The organism is Luteibacter sp. GL_149 (assembly GCF_057834065.1).
The window spans coordinates 2,126,111-2,146,658 of the sequence record NZ_CM174395.1 but is presented as its reverse complement, the minus strand read 5'-3'; the positions used below and the strand labels follow the sequence as shown (position 1 = coordinate 2,146,658).

13 protein-coding genes are annotated in these 20,548 nt (G+C 59.9%); 12 read left to right on the top strand and 1 reads right to left on the bottom strand.

The annotated features are described in order from the left end of the window. Positions 1-38 precede the first annotated feature (38 nt). Positions 39-8,681: a glycoside hydrolase family 94 protein gene (locus tag AC3IR3_RS09835; RefSeq protein WP_489196698.1), complete on the bottom strand. Its 8,643-nt coding sequence runs from the start codon at positions 8,679-8,681 to the stop codon at positions 39-41. 444 nt (positions 8,682-9,125) lie between these two features. On the opposite strand from AC3IR3_RS09835, the gene AC3IR3_RS09830 reads away from it, so the two are divergent. From AC3IR3_RS09830 to AC3IR3_RS09775, 12 genes are all read left to right on the top strand, one after another. Next, on the top strand, positions 9,126-9,593 hold the full coding sequence (locus AC3IR3_RS09830) for a hypothetical protein (RefSeq protein WP_489196697.1): 468 nt from the start codon (positions 9,126-9,128) through the stop codon (positions 9,591-9,593). Continuing rightward, complete coding sequence (locus tag AC3IR3_RS09825) at positions 9,593-10,474, top strand: VirB8 family type IV secretion system protein (protein WP_489196696.1); 882 nt, start codon at positions 9,593-9,595, stop codon at positions 10,472-10,474. Before AC3IR3_RS09830 ends, AC3IR3_RS09825 begins: the two co-directional genes overlap by 1 nt. A 38-nt stretch (positions 10,475-10,512) precedes the next feature. After that, the gene (locus AC3IR3_RS09820) at positions 10,513-11,241 is read left to right on the top strand and encodes a TrbG/VirB9 family P-type conjugative transfer protein (RefSeq protein WP_489196904.1); all 729 of its coding nucleotides are present in this window, start codon (positions 10,513-10,515) and stop codon (positions 11,239-11,241) included. Next, positions 11,238-12,509: a TrbI/VirB10 family protein gene (locus AC3IR3_RS09815; RefSeq protein ID WP_489196695.1), complete on the top strand. Its 1,272-nt coding sequence runs from the start codon at positions 11,238-11,240 to the stop codon at positions 12,507-12,509. Before AC3IR3_RS09820 ends, AC3IR3_RS09815 begins: the two co-directional genes overlap by 4 nt. A 20-nt stretch (positions 12,510-12,529) precedes the next feature. Beyond that, entirely contained in the window at positions 12,530-13,567 is a 1,038-nt protein-coding gene (gene virB11 / locus AC3IR3_RS09810) for a P-type DNA transfer ATPase VirB11 (RefSeq protein ID WP_489196694.1), read from the top strand. A 23-nt stretch (positions 13,568-13,590) separates the two neighbouring features. Beyond that, a complete protein-coding gene (locus AC3IR3_RS09805) occupies positions 13,591-14,391 on the top strand; it encodes a lytic transglycosylase domain-containing protein (protein WP_489196693.1) in 801 nt (266 codons plus the stop codon). Positions 14,392-14,425: 34 nt separating this feature from the next. Then, positions 14,426-14,872, top strand: coding sequence for a TrbC/VirB2 family protein (locus tag AC3IR3_RS09800; RefSeq protein WP_489196903.1), 447 nt, complete (start codon positions 14,426-14,428; stop codon positions 14,870-14,872). Next, on the top strand, positions 14,865-15,173 hold the full coding sequence (locus AC3IR3_RS09795; protein ID WP_489196692.1) for a VirB3 family type IV secretion system protein: 309 nt from the start codon (positions 14,865-14,867) through the stop codon (positions 15,171-15,173). The genes AC3IR3_RS09800 and AC3IR3_RS09795 overlap by 8 nt, the downstream gene beginning before the upstream one ends. Positions 15,174-15,230: 57 nt before the next feature. After that, complete coding sequence (locus tag AC3IR3_RS09790; RefSeq protein WP_489196691.1) at positions 15,231-17,654, top strand: VirB4 family type IV secretion/conjugal transfer ATPase; 2,424 nt, start codon at positions 15,231-15,233, stop codon at positions 17,652-17,654. A gap of 73 nt (positions 17,655-17,727) precedes the next feature. Continuing rightward, the gene (locus AC3IR3_RS09785; protein ID WP_489196690.1) at positions 17,728-18,498 is read left to right on the top strand and encodes a hypothetical protein; all 771 of its coding nucleotides are present in this window, start codon (positions 17,728-17,730) and stop codon (positions 18,496-18,498) included. A gap of 76 nt (positions 18,499-18,574) precedes the next feature. After that, positions 18,575-19,705, top strand: a complete 1,131-nt coding sequence (locus tag AC3IR3_RS09780; RefSeq protein ID WP_489196689.1) for a TrbL/VirB6 family protein — start codon at positions 18,575-18,577, stop codon at positions 19,703-19,705. Next, complete coding sequence (locus AC3IR3_RS09775; RefSeq protein ID WP_489196688.1) at positions 19,702-20,220, top strand: DUF4189 domain-containing protein; 519 nt, start codon at positions 19,702-19,704, stop codon at positions 20,218-20,220. Before AC3IR3_RS09780 ends, AC3IR3_RS09775 begins: the two co-directional genes overlap by 4 nt. Positions 20,221-20,548: the final 328 nt, after the last annotated feature.

Below are 20,548 nucleotides of genomic sequence, written 5' to 3'. Positions count from 1 at the left end.
CCGACGTCTACCCTCTCCCCCGCCGCGTTAGTGCGGCGTTACGAGGGTGGGTAGGCCACCTCGACGAGGTACTCGCCACCGTCGTCGCGAAGCGCCACCACGCCGTCTCCCATGATTTTGCCGTCGACGCTGACCGTGAGGGCACTCCCGGGCGCCGACCGGCGAAGCCCGATGCGGTAGACCGATGTGCCGTGCCGATAGGTCACTTTGTAGGATTCCCAATCGCCCGGCACCACGGGGGCGAAACGCAGGCTTCCCGATGCCAGGGTAATGCCGAGCAACGATTCCAGGATCAGACGATACATCCACCCGGCCGATCCGGTGTACCAGCTCCAGCCGCCGCGCCCGATATGCGGATCGACCGCGTAGACATCCGCGGTGATCACATAAGGTTCGACTTTGTAGATGTCGGTCGAGTCGCGATCCGCCGAATGGCTGAGCGGATTGATCATCCGGGTCAGTTCCCACGCCCGCGCGGAATCGCCCAGATCGGCAAAGGCCATGGCCGCCCAGATCGCGGCATGCGTGTATTGGCCGCCATTTTCGCGCACGCCCGGAACGTAGCCCTTGATGTAGCCCGGGTCCATCGACGAACGATCGAAGGGCGGGTCCAGCAACTGGATCAGGTCCGCATCGCGGCGTACGAGATGTTCGTCGAGCGAATCCATCGCCCTCCTGCGCCGTTCGTCGCCGGCGACGCCTGAAAGTACCGACCAGCTTTGCGAGATCGAATCGATGCGGCACTCGTCGTTCGTGGCCGAACCCAGCGGCGTGCCATCGTCGAAATAAGCGCGTCGATACCATGCCCCGTCCCACGCCTGTCCCTCCAGCGCGTCGCGCAATGTCGCGATCTGCGCTTCGCAGCGATCGGCGAACACGCTGTCGCCGTGACCGCGCGCGGTTTCGGCGAAGGCTTCGAGTACCTTGCAGGAGAAGAAGCCCAGCCAGACGCTTTCGCCCAGCCCGCGCTCGCCCACCTTGTTCATCCCGTCGTTCCAGTCGCCGCTGCCCATAAGCGGCAAACCATGCATGCCCCGGCGAAGACTGTGTTCGATGGCACGCACGCAATGGCGATAAAGCGGCTCGTTGACCGACGACACCAAAGGAAGGTCGTAGTACGACTCCTCATTCGGATGCAGCGGCCGCCCCTCGATGTAACCCACCGGCACATCGAGAACCGACGTGTCCCCCGTCGCGAACACGTAGCGGCTGGTGGCCAGCGGCAGCCAGAGGTAGTCGTCGGAGCACTGCGTTCTTACGCCGCGATCCAGTGGCGGATGCCACCAGTGCTGCACATCGCCTTCGACGAACTGATGCGCGGCACATACCAGAAGCTGCGCCCGGGCAAGCTCGGGCGCGGCATGGATCATCGCCATGGAATCCTGCAGTTGGTCGCGGAAGCCGATTGCACCACCCGACTGGTAGTAACCGCTGCGCGCCCAGAAGCGACAAGCAATGGCCTGATACAGCAACCAGCCATTCGCTAGTACGTCCAGCGCAGGCTCGGGTGTTTCGACGCGCACGGTGCCCAGCACCCGCTGCCAATGCGCGCGCACCGATACGAGCGCTTCGGCGGCGGAGCCTTCGCGACGGAAGCGTTGCACCAGCGCCTTCGCATCGCGCTCGTCCCGGCCCATACCGAGTCGAAGCACGATCTCGCGCATCTGCCCTACCCCAAGATCGACGCTCAGCTGCAGCGCACCGCAAGGATCGAGTCCCGCACCGACGCGGCTGGACCATTGCGACCGTTGCATGGCAAACGGCATCGAGGCGTCGCCGTTGCGACCGATGAAATCGCCACGATCCCCGCCGACGCGCCGGGCCGGGTCTTCCACATCGAAGAAAGCGACCCGGCCTGGAAACTCGCTGTTATAGGCGTTACGCGCGAACAACGCGCCGCTGACCGGATCGGTTTCCGTCACGACGTGCATCGCCGTCTTTTCGCGGAGGTCGCCGAGAATCCATTCGACGTATCCGGTGACCGAGAGTTGCCGTGGCGTCTTGCTATCGTTGCGAAGCTTGAGTACGTGGAACTTTACCGAGGCATCCAGCGCGACGTAAACCCATAGCTCCGAATGAATGCCGTCCTCGATGTGCTCGAATACGCTGTAGCCGAATCCATGCCGGGTGACGTACTCGCCTTCTCCGCGTGCAGGCAACGGCGTCGGCGACCAGACGCGTCCCGTCGACTCGTCCCTCAGATAGATGGCCTCTCCGCATCCGTCCTCGACCGGATCGTTCTGCCATGGCGTAAGGCGGCACTCGTGCGCGTTCTCCGCCCACGTATACGCGCTGCCGCTCTCCGATATCACGCTGCCGAAATTCGGATTCGCCAGCACGTTGGACCACGGCGCGGGCGTCGTTTCGCCGGCTTTCAGAACGACGACGTATTCGCTGCCATCCGCCGTGAAGCCGCCATATCCTCCGGGCATATCCAGCGTCAGACGTTCCGAAAGTCCAGGACCGGTGGCGGCATTGGGCGAAGGCCCCACCAGCCCGGGGAACCGGGCGGGTTCGGGTGCCTGGAATCGCGGCTCGAAGCGGTGCCGCTCTATCTGCTCCGAAAGCGTGCCGAGGCTGTCGGTCACGACGATCCGCGCACTCGCCTGCATCACCATGCGATCTTCGTTCGACAACGGCTGCGCCGCACGAACGAAAACGCCGCCGGGCCGGTCGAGCAGGCTCGCTTCGCTTCCCGTGGCGACCATACCCATGATCGCGTCCTGCAGCTCCTGCCGGTATCCAGCGCTGTCCTCGTTCCAGATAACCAGGTCGACGGCGAGTCCCTTCATGCGCCAGTACGCATGGGCGCGGATCATCTGCCGGACGATATCGATGCGCGCGAGGTCGGCGATGCGCAACAGGACAATCGGCAGATCGCCGGAGACGGACTGTCCCCACAAACCGGATTGGCCGCGCTTGTTCGCGGCAATGATTTCGGGCGCCGCCCGCATTGCCGCGTTCGGATACACGATGGCCGTCGCCATGTGTTCGTACAACTGGGCATCCGCCAGCGTGGCGTTAGCCTGGCGCAGCAGTACCTGACTATGGGTCCACGCCAGATCGAAAACGCGGTCGGCAAGATGACGGTCGCGGTATTTTTCGATGAGTTGCATGCACGCGTCGCGACTATCGCCAAGCCCGGTCACGAAATCGAAGGTGGCCGTTTGTTCCGGTTCAAGCGTGAGACGTACCCGTATCGCCACCACCGGATCGAGCACGGAACCCTGACTGCCGGATAGTCGCACCGAATCCGCATCCATGGCGGTCGGACGGGAGGCATTGCGACCTCGCCCTATGAAGCGGGAGCGATCGGTCTCGTAGGAAATCTCTTCGATGTCGGCATTGTGTACCGCGACGAGATGGCACATCCAAGGCGTATGTTCGTCGCTCGAACGCGGGCGGCGGCTGCACACGATGGCCTGGAGCGATTCGACGATCTCGGTCATCACGAACAGCTTGCTGAAAGCCGGATGCATGGCATCGCCGATCGCATCGGCCAGCACGACTTCGGCGTAGCTGGTCAGCTCGACGGTACGTCGCGTCCGCCCGAGGTTGGTGACACGCGTGCGCCGCAGTTCGATATCGTCTTCCGGAGAAACGACGATCTCGGTATGCGCGTCGATCGACCGCTCCCTGACGCGGAATTCCGCGCGGGCATCCGAGAAAATCGCCTCGTAAAGTTCGGTCTTGCGCACCGCCGGCTGATACGCCGTCGACCAGAACTCGCCACCCGAAACATCGCGTATATAGCAGAACATGCCCCAGTTATCGCGCGTGATGTCTTCGCGCCAACGCGTCACCGCCAGGTCCTGGCGACGGCTGTAACCGCCACCCGCGCTGCTGACCATGACGTGATAACGCCCGTTCGAAAGAAGCTGCACGGCGGGACGCGGACGGTCGGGATTCGTGAACAGTCGCAGGCGCGGCTCGGGGGCGGTCGCGTGACCGTTGGTATCCGGGAATCCGATGGCGTGCAGGTATTCCACCGCCGTTCGCGGAACGCGCTCCTGCAACAGCAGACTCGTCGCCCTGAAACGCGGATCGGAATCGAAGCGCCGCTGCATGGGTTGCCCGAGCAAGGCATGCCCCAGAGCAAGCAGGCTCATGCCCTGATGATGTGCCATGAACGATCTGACGATGGCCGCATCCTGCCCCACGGGCAGCCGTGCCGGCGTGTAATCGACAGCTTCGTACAGTCCGAAACGACCGGCCATGCCCGCCAGAGCAAGGCGCTGAAGATTCGCGGTAGCCGCCGTCGGATCGACCATCATGGCCAGCGCGCACGCATACGGCGCGACGACCAGGTCATCGCCCAATCCGCGTTTCAGGCCCAGACCCGGAACACCGAAGGCCCGGTACTGATAGGTTTGCTGCGCGTCGATCGCGTTGTATCCCGATTCGGATACGCCCCAGGGCACGCCGAGCTGGTTGCCGTATTCGATCTGTCGCGTCACCGCTGCCCGGCAAGTCTGGTCCAGCAGGGTGCCCTCGTAGTTGGGCATGACCAGCATCGGCATGAGGTACTCGAACATCGACCCGGTCCACGACAGCAGCACCGGCTCGCCTCCGCTGGTCGTGAGCAGGCGTCCGAGCGAGAACCAGTTGTCCTGCGGAATCTGGCCTTGCGAGATCGCGACGAAACTGGCGAGCCTCGCCTCCGATGCCAGCAAGTCGTAGAAGCTGCCATCCAGCCGGCGCTGTTCCACGTCGTAACCGATGGACAGCAGATGTCGCGCGCTGTCGTACAGGAAGCGGAAATCCATCGACGCCAGTTCGCCCGCCATGCTGGCCGTGGCGTCGAGTGCCGCGATACGCGCATGAGCCCGTTCGCGCACTGCTTCCGCGTTGGCGTCGCCCGGCCAGCAAAGCGGCTCGATTCTCGCCAGCTGCATGGTCGTGGGGATGCCGACGAACGTGGTCGTACCGTCGGCCACGGGATCCAGATTCCACATCTGGGCTTCGGTGAGCATATCGGTGCATTGCACCGAAAGCTGCGTCATCCAGAAGACGGCATCGTCCGATGCGTCGCTGCCAACGAACGCGCCCAATGAATCCAGACGATCCACCTGCGTCCGCGCCAACGACAGTACGTCGCTCGCCACGGCCGGCGGCGATCCGATCGCGTCCGACAAGGCACGCATCCATTCGGAAAGCGGAACCTTTCCGTCGTCGGTCAGGTAATCCTCCAGCACGTGGAGCGTGTCCAGCAAGCCGGTCAGCGCCGATGGCTCGAACACTGGCCGGTGAAGCATGGCCAGCAGACCGGGCTGTAACGTCAGCAGATGACCGGCCAGGTTTCCGCTATCGACCGACGACACATACAACGGCCGCAACGGCTCGAGCGTCAGCGTGTCGTACCAGTTATAGAAATGCCCGCGATGACGGGCAAGTGCCTGCATCGTGGACAGCGTGGCCTGCGTACGCTTCAGTAGCCGCTCCGTGGCGATGAAGCCGAAATCCCATGCCGCGAGATTCGCCAGCAGCGCCATGCCCATGTTGGTAGGCGACGTGCGATGGGCCACCGTGACGTCGGGCACCATCTGCAGATTATCCGGCGGCAGCCAATGGTCCGCCGGGCCAACGTGGGTATCGAAGAACGCCCATGTACGCCGGGCCAGTGCGCGAAGAAAGTTGCGCTGCGATGTCGTGGGAGCGAACGGCGTTGTCGTACGCGCCTGACTCATCCACCATGCGACAGGCGGCGATACGAACCACAAAGCCAGTACGGGAAGTGCGACCGTCATCGCCATCGGGCGCGTGACAGCAAGCGTAAGCAAGGTCAGAACCGACAGGACCGGACCCATCCACATCGAGCGCCAGGGTATGTTGCGATCATCCTTGCTGCGTCGCTCCACATCGATCGATGCCTGCCACTCCAGCAGGCGACGATGGCTCACGCCCATGCGCCATAGCGTCCTTGCCATCGCATCGAGGCTATAGAAAGCTTCGTGCGGCAGCCACGAAATCGTAAGCAAGACGCGGGAAATGTGCTGACCGACGCTGCGAAGCGCCGCATGCAGATGCTGATTCAGCTGGACGCCTCGCGGTTTCTGGACCACATCCAGAAATGCCGACAAAAGCACGGGCACGAATACCATCGACAGCACGGAAAGCGTCCACGCCAGCACGGGCGCGATGCCCAGCCAGCCACCGACCAGCAGCGCAACGACCACCGGCGGAACAGCGCTTCGGCGAAGATTGTCGAAAATCTTCCAGCGCGATAACGCGGTCAGCGCATTCTTTCGCCAGCGGCCTCCCTCGGTGGGAGCCCATGGCAGCAACCAGGGAAGCAATTGCCAGTCGCCACGGATCCAGCGATGCCTGCGTTTGGCATCGACGGCGTATCGGGCTGGGTACTCCTCGAAGAGCTGTACATCGCTCAGCAGGCCCGAACGCGCATAGCACCCTTCGATCAGATCGTGACTGAGTATCCGCTCCTTCGGCAAACGTCCGCGCAAGGTGCTCTCGAACGCGTCGACATCGTAAATGCCCTTGCCGATGAACGATCCTTCGCGGAAAAGATCCTGATATACATCCGAAACCGCGCGCGTATACGGATCGATACCGGCATCGGCGCCATACAGGTGCGCATAACGCGACCGCGCGCTGCTGGACAGACTGATACCCACCCTGGGCTGCAGGATGCCGTAGCCCGAAACCACGCGCCCCTTGCCGGCGTCATAAACGGCGCGATTGAGCGGATGATCCATCGCACCGACGAACAGGCACGCCGTATCGCGAGGCAACTGGGTGTCGGTATCCAGCGTGATCACATAGCGGACATGCGGCAGTGCCGCCACATCCCCTGCGATAAGCACGAACCGTTCGCTGCCCTCTCCTCGCAGCAACGCATTCAGATCGGCCAGCTTGCCGCGTTTGCGATCCCTGCCCATCCACGCCTGTTCCGTTTCGCTCCATTCGCGCGGCCGGTGGAACAGGAAGAAACGGTCGACCGTATGCGTCGCATGACGATCGTTCAGGCCATCGATGCGCAAACGCGCGCGCTGAAGGATTGCCTCGTCGCCATCGACGATCTGCGTATCCGCATCGGTAAAGTCGGTAAGCAGGGCAAAGTGCAGGCAGTCGTCGCGATTGGCGAGAAACCGCACTTCGAGGGCTTCGACGAGATCTTCCACATCGCGGATGCTGCCGATCAGGCTCGGCACGGCCACCATGGTTCGCGCGTCGGCGGGTATGCCTTTCGCATAGTCCATGCGTGGAAGCAGTTCGGGTACGACGGTCAGCGTCGCCACCCAGTTGATCAGACTCAATGCAAGCTGACTCGCGACGACGAATGCCGCCAGACCCAGCGGCAACATGGTCCACAAGGAAACATCGACCAGTGCGGCGGTCGCCACGAGCGTACGCGTCAGGGCCACCGTAAGCAGGAACAGCAAGCCCAGAAAAATGGGTAACGGCGCTTGATCGAACACACGACGAAGGGTGTCCACAAGACGCGGCCGTATACCTAACTGGCGCTCCAGAGCCACGCGTCCCCCATCCATGAGGAAATAGCCGACGTGACGTCGCAGCGGCACCGATTCTCCATCGCGATTCGCACCGCACATATCCAGCACAGCCTGTGCGGTATCCACTTCGCTCCGCTTGCCCAGTCGCGCCAGGCGTTCGACCACATGCCTGTAGCGATCGCGCGTTGCAAAATCCATCGCCATGTAAACGCCCGCGGGATCTTCACGCAGCCGTTGCTCCACGAGGCTCGCGCGTTCCACGAAATCGCGCCAGTCGATCATGGCAAGGGCGCGCAGGCTGCCGATGCTGTTGCCGATAGAAACCTGATCCGCCGCCTGCTGCTGCGATTCGACCTGGACGAGATGCTCGACACTCTGCCCCGATTCGGCAAGCCGCTGCTCGACCCAGCTGAGCGGCAACGCGAGTGCGGGTCCCTGCCCTTGCAGACGTCGCGCCAGTTCGGCGACGAAGGGAGCGCTCATCACCGGATTGGAGCGGGCCATATCGGCCACGACGAGCACGACATTCTTCGGATCGCGCCCCGCCATGTCGGTCATCGCATCCGCCCAGCGAGCCGCACGGCGGCGACGCGTACGGCTGACCATCACACGTACCGCCACGCGCCTGAGGTTCTCGATCAGGGCCAGCCGAAGCATGATCGGAATAGCCCAGAGTTCTCCGAGCTTCAGCGGCGTGACGCGCTGATACGAACCGATGAAGCGATTCAGGCCGCCAATATCGATGCGGCCGTCGCCATGCGAAATGACTTCGAGCGCGATGTCGTAAACGCGCGGCAGTCCCTGCGAGGGGCCATTTGCAAGCCGTGGCAACTCGCGACTGTACCCTTTGGGAAAATCCAGTCGCGCGATACGAACCTGTTCCTCGATCAAATACAGGTTATCCAGCAACCATTCGCCCGCGGGCGTAATACCGGGACCAAAGCGACTGGCCGACGTCAGTCGCTGGCACGCATCCAGAAGCACCTGTTCGTTGTCGGCCAGACGGGTCAGCAACCGCTCCGGCAGACGACCCACGGCCAGCTCGTGCTGCAATGCCAGCGTCTGTCCATGCGCTTCCAACTGGTCGGCGTTGAACAGTTCGGAACGAAGAGCGGGTTCGGACTCACCTTTCGCGCGGCGCTCCAACGTACGTCGGCGTTTTTTCGACGCCCCATCGAGCCCAAACCAGGCCAGTACGTCGCGAATCATTCAGGTTGAGCCTTCTACAGGCCTGAGTTACGTCGGCCGAGACGGTGATCCTATGCCTTTTCTTGTGAAGCCGTTGCGTTTTTTTCTGGAGGGATGTAGCGAATACGCATACGGCAGTCCTTTCGCTCGTTTAATTAAGTCGAAAAATTCAGACTAGTCTGAGTTGCGCATGGTGCCGACCTGACTACTCTTCCGCTCGCCGCGCTTCCGTGTGCATGTACTGGCTGACATACGGGCCTTCAATCCTATTCACACTTCCCGTCCGTTTCCGCAAGGATGCGCACGCGCGGCAGTGGCTCGGCCTGACGCGCCTCATCAAACGTTTGCCAGTAAGGGACCGTTACCCGTCAACACTATGCTGTGTCACATCTGTCGTAGATACATCGTTTCGGGTTTCCCGAAAACAATCGTCACACTTCCACCCTATCGCGAGACCAGAGAAAAATGGACTTTCCGAATCAGGCCCGACCGGGCGTTGTTCTGTTTCTGACACTGCTGCTGGTGGGGTGTGCGACGCCATCGGCAAAAGATCCCGGCGGAAGATGGCGGCCAGTCAATCAATTTCAGGAAACGCCCAGCGAAATTCCGCTGGCGAGCACATACGTTTTTTATGCATCGCCCATGGACGGAACGCTGAAAGCCATGCTCACGCGGTGGGCGGAAGACACGGGCGTGATGCTCTCCTACCGGCTTGCTTTTGACTACACGCTCTACAAGCCCGTCGCGGACATTCGCACCTCGAACATCTACGCAGCCATAGCTCAACTGAACGCGATCTATGCAGCGCAACGCTTGTCTGTGACAGCGAACGGCAGCGAGATCGTCGTGCAAGAACCTCCTGCCGACACATCCCATCCTGAACGCATCTCTGAACCGAACATGGTCCTCACCCCGGCCGAGGGGACGAAGTAATGTTTGCCAGGAATACCACCAGTCCCGCCATTGACGCGGCAGTTGCCACGTCGGTCAATTTCGAGCTCACGCTGGCCGATATCGCCAGAAGAAGCGAGCGCCGTGCGTGGTGGATCGCGGGCGCGGCTATTGCCATGGCGATGATGCTCGCGTTCGGCCTCTTCTACGTACTTCCGCTGAAGGAAAAAGTCCCATACATCGTCATGGCGGACGCGTACTCGGGCACCGCCACTTTGGCGAACCTTACGGGCGATTTCACCCATCGCCGGATCGCGACCAGCGAAGCCGTCAACCGTAGCAACATCGCGCATTTCATCCTGGCAAGGGAGGCATACGACATTGCCATGATGAATCTGCGGGACTGGACGACCGTCCTGACTATGTCCGCACCCGAAGTAGCCACCCCCTATCGAGCGCTGCATGCGCCGTCCAATCCTGACGCGCCATATCATCTCTATGGCCGTGAGCGGGCGGTACGCGTAAAAATCCTGAGCATCGTCCTGATCATCGGCGATCCCGCACAGCCTCCCAAGGGTGCCACCGTCAGATTCCAGCGAAGCATTTACAACAAACGCACAGGGTCGATCCGGCCACTGGATAGCAAGATCGCGACGCTCGGCTTCGCATACAAGCCAAACCTGAAGATGGATGAGCAAAATCGAATCGAAAACCCACTGGGTTTCCAGGTCACCAGTTATCGGGTCGACAACGATTTTTCTTCGCCAGCCCCCATGGAAGTCGAAGCTCCCAAAGCCTTCGGCCATACGGAAACGACACCCATCAACAGCACCAGTGAAGAGCTTTCCGATCTGGAAGAAGTACCCGGAAGCGATGCATCGGCAGCTCCGGACAGCACAGCCAATGGAACAAGCTCCCCATGATTCGAAAAGACTTTCTTCCTCTTACCGCCGCGTGCCTGATGGGCATGGGCCTGGTGTCGATGGCCAGCGCGCAAGCCGTGCAGACATATGAATACAAGCAGGATCGCATCTATCCGGTAAGTACCGGACTGGGTATCACGACGCAGATTGAACTCAGTCCTAATGAAACGGTGCTCGATTACAGCACCGGTTTCAGCAATGGATGGGAGCTGACTCGGCGCGAGAACGTGTTCTACATCAAGCCGAAAAACGTCGATGTCGATACGAACCTGATGATCCGCACGGCCACGCATGCGTACATCTTCGAACTGAAGGTCGTGGCAACCGATTGGAAGGCACTCGATCAGGCCAAGCGTGCCGGCGTCCAGTACAAAATCGCCTTTACCTATCCGGCCGATGCGAGTTTTTCGCCAAAAATGAATGCGAAAGGTAGCGCAGGCCCAGCCGAACTGAATGCATCGATCGTGAAGGATCGAAGCTACAACTTCGACTACGACTACGCAAAGCGCGGCAAGAAAGCGCCATGGCTGGTGCCTGCCAACGTTTATGACGACGGAAAGTTCACGTACATCAAGATGAGCGACATGAAGACGTTTCCGACGGGAAGCTTCCCGACCGTCTTTATGCGTGAGCGCGAAAGCGACGACGATGCTGCGGTCAATACCACCGTCGAGGGAAACACCATCGTTGTCCATGGAACCTATCCCTATCTTGTCATCCGCCACGGTGACGACGTCGTAGGCCTGCGAAGGAACGCACCGAAATGAATACCGGCAATAACCAGCAGTCCAACGGCGGCGGCAACGGCAAGGAAGATGTTGTCCCCGAGAACACCCGGAGTGATACCGAAACGGTGCCAGTAGAAAGCATCTATAAATCGCCAATCGAGACCACGACCGATACCGATCTCGACGCCAGCGCGCCACGGCTAAGTACCAGCGCTTCCAGGCGCATGAGTCTACGTGCCGGGACGTGGATCGGCGGGATCGTGATGGTGCTGCTCGGTGCCTCCCTCGCCATGACCAACATCATGAATGGCGCGAAAGAAAAGAAGGTCAAGGTACGCGACGAAACGGTCGACGTACCGTCCATGCCACTGTCCGACTCCTTGTCCGACTCCCAGCCCGCATCGACGACCACAACGAAAACGACAACAACCGCCGATACGCGCACGTCGGCATCACGGATGCCGGAGTCGACATCGTTGGTAACTCTGGGACCGGCAAAGCCGAGAGATCAGGCCGTACAGGCTTCCGAAACCGCTCCATACGGACCCTCGCTGCTCGAACGTCGCATGATGACCCGTGACGGTGCGGCACCATCCGCCGCGCCAGACCCTTATGCGCAAGCCCTGTCGGCGTTTCAGAGCCCAACGCAGGCGTCACCGGACAACAACCGCACCGGCGTTGCCGAGGCAGCGCGTGCGTCCATGGCGCAACCCGTCAATAACCCCAACACGCTGATGCTGCGCGGCACCTTCATCCGCTGCGTGCTGCAAACCCGCATCGTCACCGACATCCCGGGATTCACTTCCTGTGTCGTGAACGAGCCCGTTTATTCGTTCAACGGCCGTCGATTGCTGCTTCCCAAAGGATCGAAGGTCCTGGGTAAATACAGCATGGAGCCGACAGGTCCGCGCGTTGCCGTTATCTGGGATCGGGTCGTGACACCCAATGGCATCGATGTCGATATGGCGAGCCCCGGTGTAGACAACCTTGGTGGCGCCGGACACCCGGGCCATTACAACGCGCATTGGGGAAGCCGTATCGGCTCAGCGCTCCTTATCAGCATGCTCAGCGACGCCTTCAAATACGAAGGTGCGAAACACGGTCCCGCGCAAACCAGCATAAGCAACGGTGTGATTACGCAATCGCCGTTTGAAAGCAATACCGCGGCCACGCTGCAAAACCTGGCCAACCAGGCTGTCCAACAGTCCGCCAATCGTCCTGACACGGTTACGATCAACCAAGGCACGGTCGTCAGTATCTATGTCGCGAAGGACGTCGACTTCAGCGGCGTGATCGCGCGCTTCTGAGCCCGACCGAACCCATGAACATGAACCACGAAGCAATGGCGCAGGTATCCAGTGACTTTCTGGACTACCAGTACGACGTACTTGGCATCCGGGAGTTCATGGGGTCCAGCGACGTCACGGAAATCTGCATCAACCGTCCCGGCGAGCTATATCTGGAATGCCGGGGTTGCTGGCAGCGGGTAGAGGTGCCGACACTGACGCTCGAACGTGCCCGACAGTTTTGCACCACCGTGGTCAACGAGAGCAATACCGGGCAGCGCATTACCGATATCGATCCCGTGGTTTCCCTTACCTTTCCGACGGGTCAGCGTGCCCAGTTCGTGATTCCCCCCGCCTGCGATGCCGGTACGGTGTCGATCACGATTCGTCTGCCTTCGCGACAAACCCGAACCCTCGCGCAGTATCAGGAAGGCGGATTCTTCGACCGGATCGTTGAGGACGATGGCAACCTGAACGACGACGACCGCGAGCTTCTGGAGCTGCGGTCAGGACGAAAGTACGCCGAGTTCTTCAGAAAAGCCGTGCTCAGCAAGAAGAACATCGTGGTTGCCGGCGCGACGGGAAGTGGCAAAACGACGTTCATGAAATCGCTGGTCAATCACATCCCCGCCAACGAGCGGCTGGTGACTATCGAGGACGCGCGCGAACTGTTTATCGACCAGCCGAACGTCGTGCACCTGCTTTATCCGAAAGGCGGCCAGAGTGCTAGCAACGTCACGGCAAAAAGCTGCATGGAAGCCTGTCTCCGCATGAAGCCCGACCGCATCATTCTGGCGGAGCTTCGCGGCGACGAATCCTTTTACTTCATCCGGAACTGCGCGTCGGGCCACCCGGGCTCCATCACCAGTTGCCATGCAGGAAGCACCGAACAGACGTGGGACCAGCTCGCACTGATGATCAAGGCATCGACAGAAGGCGCCGGGTTGGAGTTCGCCACGATCAAGCGCCTGCTGATGATGACCATCGACATCGTCGTGCACATCAAGGCACACGCCGGACAACGCTACATATCCGGCATCCATTTCGCTCCCGATCGCGCCATAGCGTCGGTCGCCTGATACCCAAGCCCACGGAGACCGCAATGCTGCCTGGCATGGAAATGATGGGATGTCAGAACCTGGCCGTACCGGCCCAGGTGATGCATCACGTCGTCAACGTCGAATCGGCACATAACCCCTATGCCATCGGCGTGGTCGGCGGCACGCTGAAGCGGCAGCCAAAAAGCCTCGATGAAGCGCTGGCGACAGTGCGGGTGCTCGAAGAAAAGGGCTACAACTTCTCCGTGGGCCTTGCCCAGGTCAACCGTTACAACCTCGGAAAATACGGGTTGGACAGCTACGAAAAAGCCTTCGATATATGTGAAAACGTATCGGCGGGTGCCCGGGTACTGGCCGAATGCTACGCCCGCTCCGGAGGTAGTTGGGGAAAGTCATTCAGCTGCTACTACTCCGGCAACTTCACTACGGGCTATCGAGACGGCTATGTAAAGAAGATCTTCGACTCGCTGAACCAGATGCCAGCCATGGGCACCTCAACGGTAGCGGCGATTCCGCTTCAGCAGAACGACGCCTCACGCACACCGCAGAAGGCGCCAAAACCCGAAGTGTCAACCGGCGCACATCGTATCGCCATCCGTACTGTTGCCATGAGTGAAACGGTGGCAGCACCGTTGCCGTTAGCGAATGCAGGCAAACCGTCCGCCGTGTCGGGCTCCTTCGACAAAGTGCGCGAACGCATTGAACCGTCCGCCGACGCCATCGGCAACGCGTTCGTTCCCCTGATTAACAGCCCCGGCGAACCGATGCCGACACCACCGCCCGTATCGATCTCGGACCGGGCTGACTCCCATCAGCCTGTTCGCGACGGAGCCTTCGTCTTCTGACAACCCTTCTTACGTGCATCGACCCTTGAATGGCATGCCACGTAACGACCAACACTTTCGCTTCACCATCAACCGCAAGAGGAAATCCAACATGGATGTAGAGCTCAACAACGACACGATCACCAAATTCCACAACATGACCACCGCCTTTATGGCAGCGCTCGTACTACTCGCGGTCGCCACCTTCCCGGAACTGGCATTCGCCGATGAATTCGCCGGCGCCGATCAGAAGGTCTGCGGCTTCTTCAAAAACATCAACGGCCTGCTCAACATGGCATCGATCGCTGTGGTGACCGTCGCGATCGTCTTCTCCGGATACCAGATCGCATTCGCGCACAAGCGCGTCGGCGACGTCGCGCCCATTCTTATTGGCGGCGTACTGGTCGGAGCCGCCGCCCAGGTCGCCAAGATGATTGTTGGCGACACCGGTCAGGCGTCGTGCACGGCCATGGTCATGCAGGTACTTCAGCACTATGCATAAAGATGCGTTGTTCCGTGGCTGCACACGGCCAGCGATGTTTATGGGCGTGCCCCAGATACCTTTTTTCATCGGTGTGGGGGCGGGACTGCTGTCGGCCATGTATTTCAACATGCTCTTCCTGCTGGCCATCCCTCCGACGATTTTCGTCATGCGTCAGATGGCCCGACGCGACGAGATGATCTTCCGCCTGATGGGGTTGCGCATGCAGTTCCGTATGCGGGCAAGAAACATCCGGTCGCACGATGGCATGTGGTCATTCACCCCCAACGCCTATCGCGTGCCGGGCAAGAAAACCAGGTGAACGCGTGGCGCTACGGCGCCACGCGTCGAAGCGCATCCATGACACGGCAGAAGAATCATGTTCAGTCCAGACCAGACCATCGGCGAATTCGTCCCGCTTTCCACCCATGTATCCCCGACCGTCGTGAAAACGACGGGAGGCGACTTCCTGATGGTCTGGCGACTGAACGGCCTTCCTTTCGTGGGACGGGAAGCATGGGAGCTTGAGCATCGACACAACACCTTTAATCGCATGCTGCAAACCCTGCGTGCACCCGACTTCGCAAACGTAGCCTTCTGGGTCCACGATATACGTCGCCGTCGCAGTCTCAAGAATGCCAGCCGGTTCGGGCAGGCGTTCAATCAGAATCTGTCGGACACCTACTACGACGCGTTATCCAAGCAAAAGCTGATGCAAAACGAGCTGTATCTGACGATGATCTATCGACCCATCGTCACCGGCAAACGCTTCGCCGAGAAATCCAGCGACACGGCACGACTGGAAGCCGAACAGCGGCAGGCCATCGACACTATTCAGGAACTGGCCGGAAATCTTGAAGCCGTGCTCAGAGAATACGTGCCCGCACGACTCGGCATGTACGAGGCAGCCAACGGCGTGATCTTCTCCGAGGCACTGGAATTTTTCAGCTATCTGCTGAACCGCCTCGACGAGCCTGTGCCGGTCCTGCGCGCATCCATATGCGACTACCTTCCGCTCAGCAGACACCGATTCTCCGCAAAAACGGGCGATTTCGTCGTCAGCACACCCGACGGCCGCCATCATTTCGGCGCCCTTCTCAATATCAAGGAATACACGGACAGCACCTATCCAGGCATCCTGAACGGCCTGAAGTATCTCGACTTCGAGTACGTCGTCACGCATTCCTTCAGTCCCATGGGGCGGCAAGATGCACTAAAAGCACTCGACCGCACCAAGGGCATGATGATCTCATCGGGAGACAAGGCCGTCAGCCAGATCGTGGAACTGGATCAGGCGATGGATCAGCTCGCCTCCGGCAACTTCGTCCTGGGCGAGTACCACTTCACGATGGCGGTCTATGCGCCGAGCCAGGAGCTGCTGTCACAGCAGATCGCCACCGCGCGTGCGGAACTGTCCAACGCGGGCTTCGTATCGACCAAGGAGGACCTGGCCGTCACGGCGTCCTTCTATTCGCAGTTCCCCGGCAACTGGAAATACCGTACCCGCCTTGCCAACGTCAGTTCCCTCAATTTCCTTGGCCTGTCGCCGCTGCACAGCTTCGCCACGGGAAAGAAGCATCACAATCCTTGGGGCGACTGCGTCACCACCCTGCAAACCATCAACGGTCAGCCGTACTACTTCAACTTCCACCTGACCGCTCCCGACGAAAAATCGCTGGGGGAAAAAGCCATTGCTAACACGATGGTCATCGGCAAATCGGGTACCGGTAAAACGGCGCTGATTAATTTCCTGCTGAGCCAGGTTCAGAAATTCGATCCGTCCCCCACGATCTTCTTCTTCGACAAGGACCGGGGCGCCGAGATATTCGTACGTGCCTGCGGGGGAAACTATCTGGCACTGGAGAACGGCCACCCCACCGGCTTCAATCCGTTCCAGTGCGAGCGCAGCGAAGACAACGTCCAGTTCCTGGCCGGACTCGTAAAAATACTTGCCGGTAAGGAGCGCTACAGTCCGCGCGAGGAGGAAGACATCTTCCGGGCGGTCAAGAATATCCTCGACACCCCCATGCATCTACGCAGCATGACCAGCTTCCAGAAAAGCCTGCCCAACATGGGCGACGACGGCCTGTATGTACGCATGCGCAAGTGGACTGCCGGAAATTCGCTGGGCTGGGTCTTCGATAATCCCGTCGACACCGTCGACCTGACGAAGGCGAACATCATCGGCTTCGACTACACCGACATCATCGACAACCCGGAAGTACGCGCACCCGTCATCAATTACCTGCTTCATCGACTGGAAACCCTGATCGACGGACGTCGACTGATCTACGTGATGGACGAGTTCTGGAAAATACTCGATGGCGAAGGGGGTCTGAAGGAATTCGCCAAGAACAAACAGAAAACCATCCGCAAGCAGAACGGTATGGGCATCTTCGCGACCCAGAGTCCCGAGGACGCGCTGTCCAGCGACATCGCGGCGGCACTCATCGAGCAAACCGCCACGATGATCCTTCTGCCCAACCCCAATGCCAGCAAGGCCGACTACATCGACGGGCTAAAGCTTACCGAAGCCGAATACAAGGTCGTCGTCAACTTCGACGAACGGTCGCGCCAGTTTCTTGTCAAGCAAGGCCAGACATCCTCGGTATGCCAGTTAAACCTGCGCGGCATGGACGATGCGCTTGCGGTGATTTCCGCGTCGACAGACAACATCGAAATCATGCATTCGGTACTTCAGAGCCAGGCAACGACGCACGGTATCGACGTGGCCGATCTTCGTCCCGAACAATGGCTCGAGGCGTTCTACGCCCAACGCAAGGGCAGCGGCAAAGGCAAATAGTCGAGGTCGGATACCGCGAAACGATCCGTACCAACGACCGCCGCGTGACCGCACACGAAAAGGAAGATCTTCAATGAACAAGGGACAGTTCCCCATGATGAAATGCACTGCCACCATAGCCCTCGCCACGCTGATCGCGTTCAGTGCTTCGCCCTCCCGCGCCCAGTGGATCGTCACCAACCCGACGAGCCTGGAGGCAACAATCAAACAATGGGCCGTAGAGGCAAGAGAATGGGCCTCGACGGCCGAGCACTACCGCAGCCAGCTCCAGCATTACACCGACCAGATAGCTCACTACCAGCAGCAGCTTATCAAACTGAAGCGTCTCGACTTCACGCTGCTCGAAGCCAAGAATAATTTTCCAAAACGCGAAGAGGACTGGGGCCTGAAGGAATCCTGCCCCCGATCCGGTGGCCTGTCCGTGGGCGATCTTCTCCGGATGGTTATGCCGAATATTCGCGGCAACCTCAATGACGAGCAACGAAAGGTCTGCACGAAGATCGTCCTTATGGAGAATGCCAAGTACAACCGGTCCGTCGAGCTTCTCGAAAGACTCGCTGACAACCAGAACAAATTCAACGAGCTCATCGAAACCCAGCGTCAGGCCATTGAGAAAAGTCAGGGCGCCCTCGCGGCAAACAGCAACGAGGCGGCGCGCTTCCTCAACCGTATCACCAATGAAATGCAGCATGCCCAAAGCGAGATCGCCGCATACGACGGCCGGATCGCCACGCTCAAGGTCGAGCAATCGATGCTGGCATCGCGGGCTCTCAAAGGCGACAAGGACAACCTGCTCGGTCAACTGATGAAGGCCGCTACGCTGGAGGCGGCGCTGAAACTCTGATGCGCCCCGCACCTCCACGCCCCGCGCGGTGACGCGCCGAAGAGCCCACCTTCCAGCATATGAATCCGAGAAACGAATGGACGCACTGACAAACTTCCTCACCGGGTGGCACGTACCGACGGGAGCCATCGCCTTCGCCGATCCGGCGAACCTGGGCGATTTCCTGTTCTTCGAGCTGATCTACAACTACCTGAACCACCAGATCGCCACGACCGGCATGGACCTGATGCGCCGGACCATGACCTGGGCCAGCAGCATCGCATTGGTCCTGACCACCCTCTGGGTCATGCTCCTTGGCTACCGCCTGACCACCGGCCAGCTACGCGAACCCATCGTGCACGTCGTCGAGCGGATGGCGCGCACGGCCTTCATCGTCGTCACCGCCACGACCATGGGGATGTTCGGCGAAAACCTGCATACATTCCTGACCGTCGATGTGGGCAAGGAAATCAACTACCTGGTCACGGGCGATCACGAGGAATCCTCCAAAGCCATCGACAAGAATCTGGCTTACACGCAGATCGCGCTCGCGGCCATCGACGCGGTGCAGGTCCCCCAGGGCGACGACGAAAACCGCGAGCAGAAAGCCCACGCCATGCTCTTCGCTGGCTTCGGCACAGCGAGCCCGCCCATGGCGGCTGGCGCGATGCTGCTCCTCTATCAGTTCACCCTCGCGCTCTTTATCGGACTGGGACCGTTATTCATCCTCTGCCTGATCTTCGATCAGACCAAAGACCTGTTCCGTAAGTGGCTGATGTACGGCGTCGGCACCCTGTTCTCCATGGCGGTACTGAACATGGTCAGCGCCATGGTGCTTAGCCTGTCGTTACGTGTCGCCGGGGCGATGTGGGGGGCGAAATTCATCAACGATGAAATCTTCGGTTCGGACCCCGAAGGTCTGTCCAGTCAGGCGCTGCAACAAGGCGGCCTCGGTCTTCTGTTGACCGTATTGATCGTTTCCGTTCCACCGCTGGCGGCGGCGTTCTTTCAGGGCACGGCGGGGAGCTTCATGCATTTCTCGGCGTTCAACAGCAACAACCAGCCCGGACCGCAAGGACAGCCACCGGGGTCGTATGCGCCATCTGCAAATACCCAAGGCCAAGCATCGCCAAATTGGCAAGCAGAGGCAGGATTCAATAGTTCAAGCACGATGGGACGAACCAACGCGCCGCAACAAAATGACACCATTAAAAGGCACAGCGCATGAAGTTTTGCAGTTGCAAAGGCTTGATTATGAAGTGTCTGTCTTACCTGCTGGTAGGGGCGACGATGGTCAGCTATCCCTACGCCGCCCAAGCCGAGGGTGGATGCCCGCCGGGCATGATCCCAGCCAGTGGGACGAACATAAGTTCGTGTGCGCCAATGTCTTCGGGGCGGCCCCAAAGGCCGCCGCCTCCGCGCTGGGAATCTCGTTGGGGCGCAATCGCCACCGATGGGCATAAAGGCATTCTTGGTACGTCACTAAATACACCGAATCAAGTAAGTGCTGAGAACACGGCGCTTCAGGATTGTCGGTCAAAAGGTGGGGAGAAATGCAAAATTCAAGTTTCCTACTCAAATGGATGCGGCGCGATGGTTGTCGGTCAAGATGGCTATGCCACGGCACAAGGTGCCACGCTAAACGATGCCATCGAGTCAAGCATGAATATCTGCAAGCCTCAAAGTGGTGCGGCCTGTCGCGTGTATTACTCCGCGTGCAGTCTTCCCGTTCAAGTGCCTTGAACAACAGGTCGTCCATGAAAAAGAACTTACTCGTTGGAATAGCGCTGGTCGTGAGTTTTGGTGCCCGAGCTCAAGGCTACTACGAGCCGATTCCGTATTACGGAAACAACCCATTTCTCTTCTGCACATTTGGTGTCCCGCAAGATTGCTGGGCTCCCATAAGCAAGGAACTTGGAACGTTCACCGTCACGAATCCGTACTGCTTCAACGTTGCTTCAGCCATGCTTTTCACCCGTGTATGCCCGCGAGCGTTTGCGACAGCGGGAAGCACAGCACCCGCGTCAGTCGGCATGCAAACGACTGATCCCGCGAACGCCAGTCCATAAAG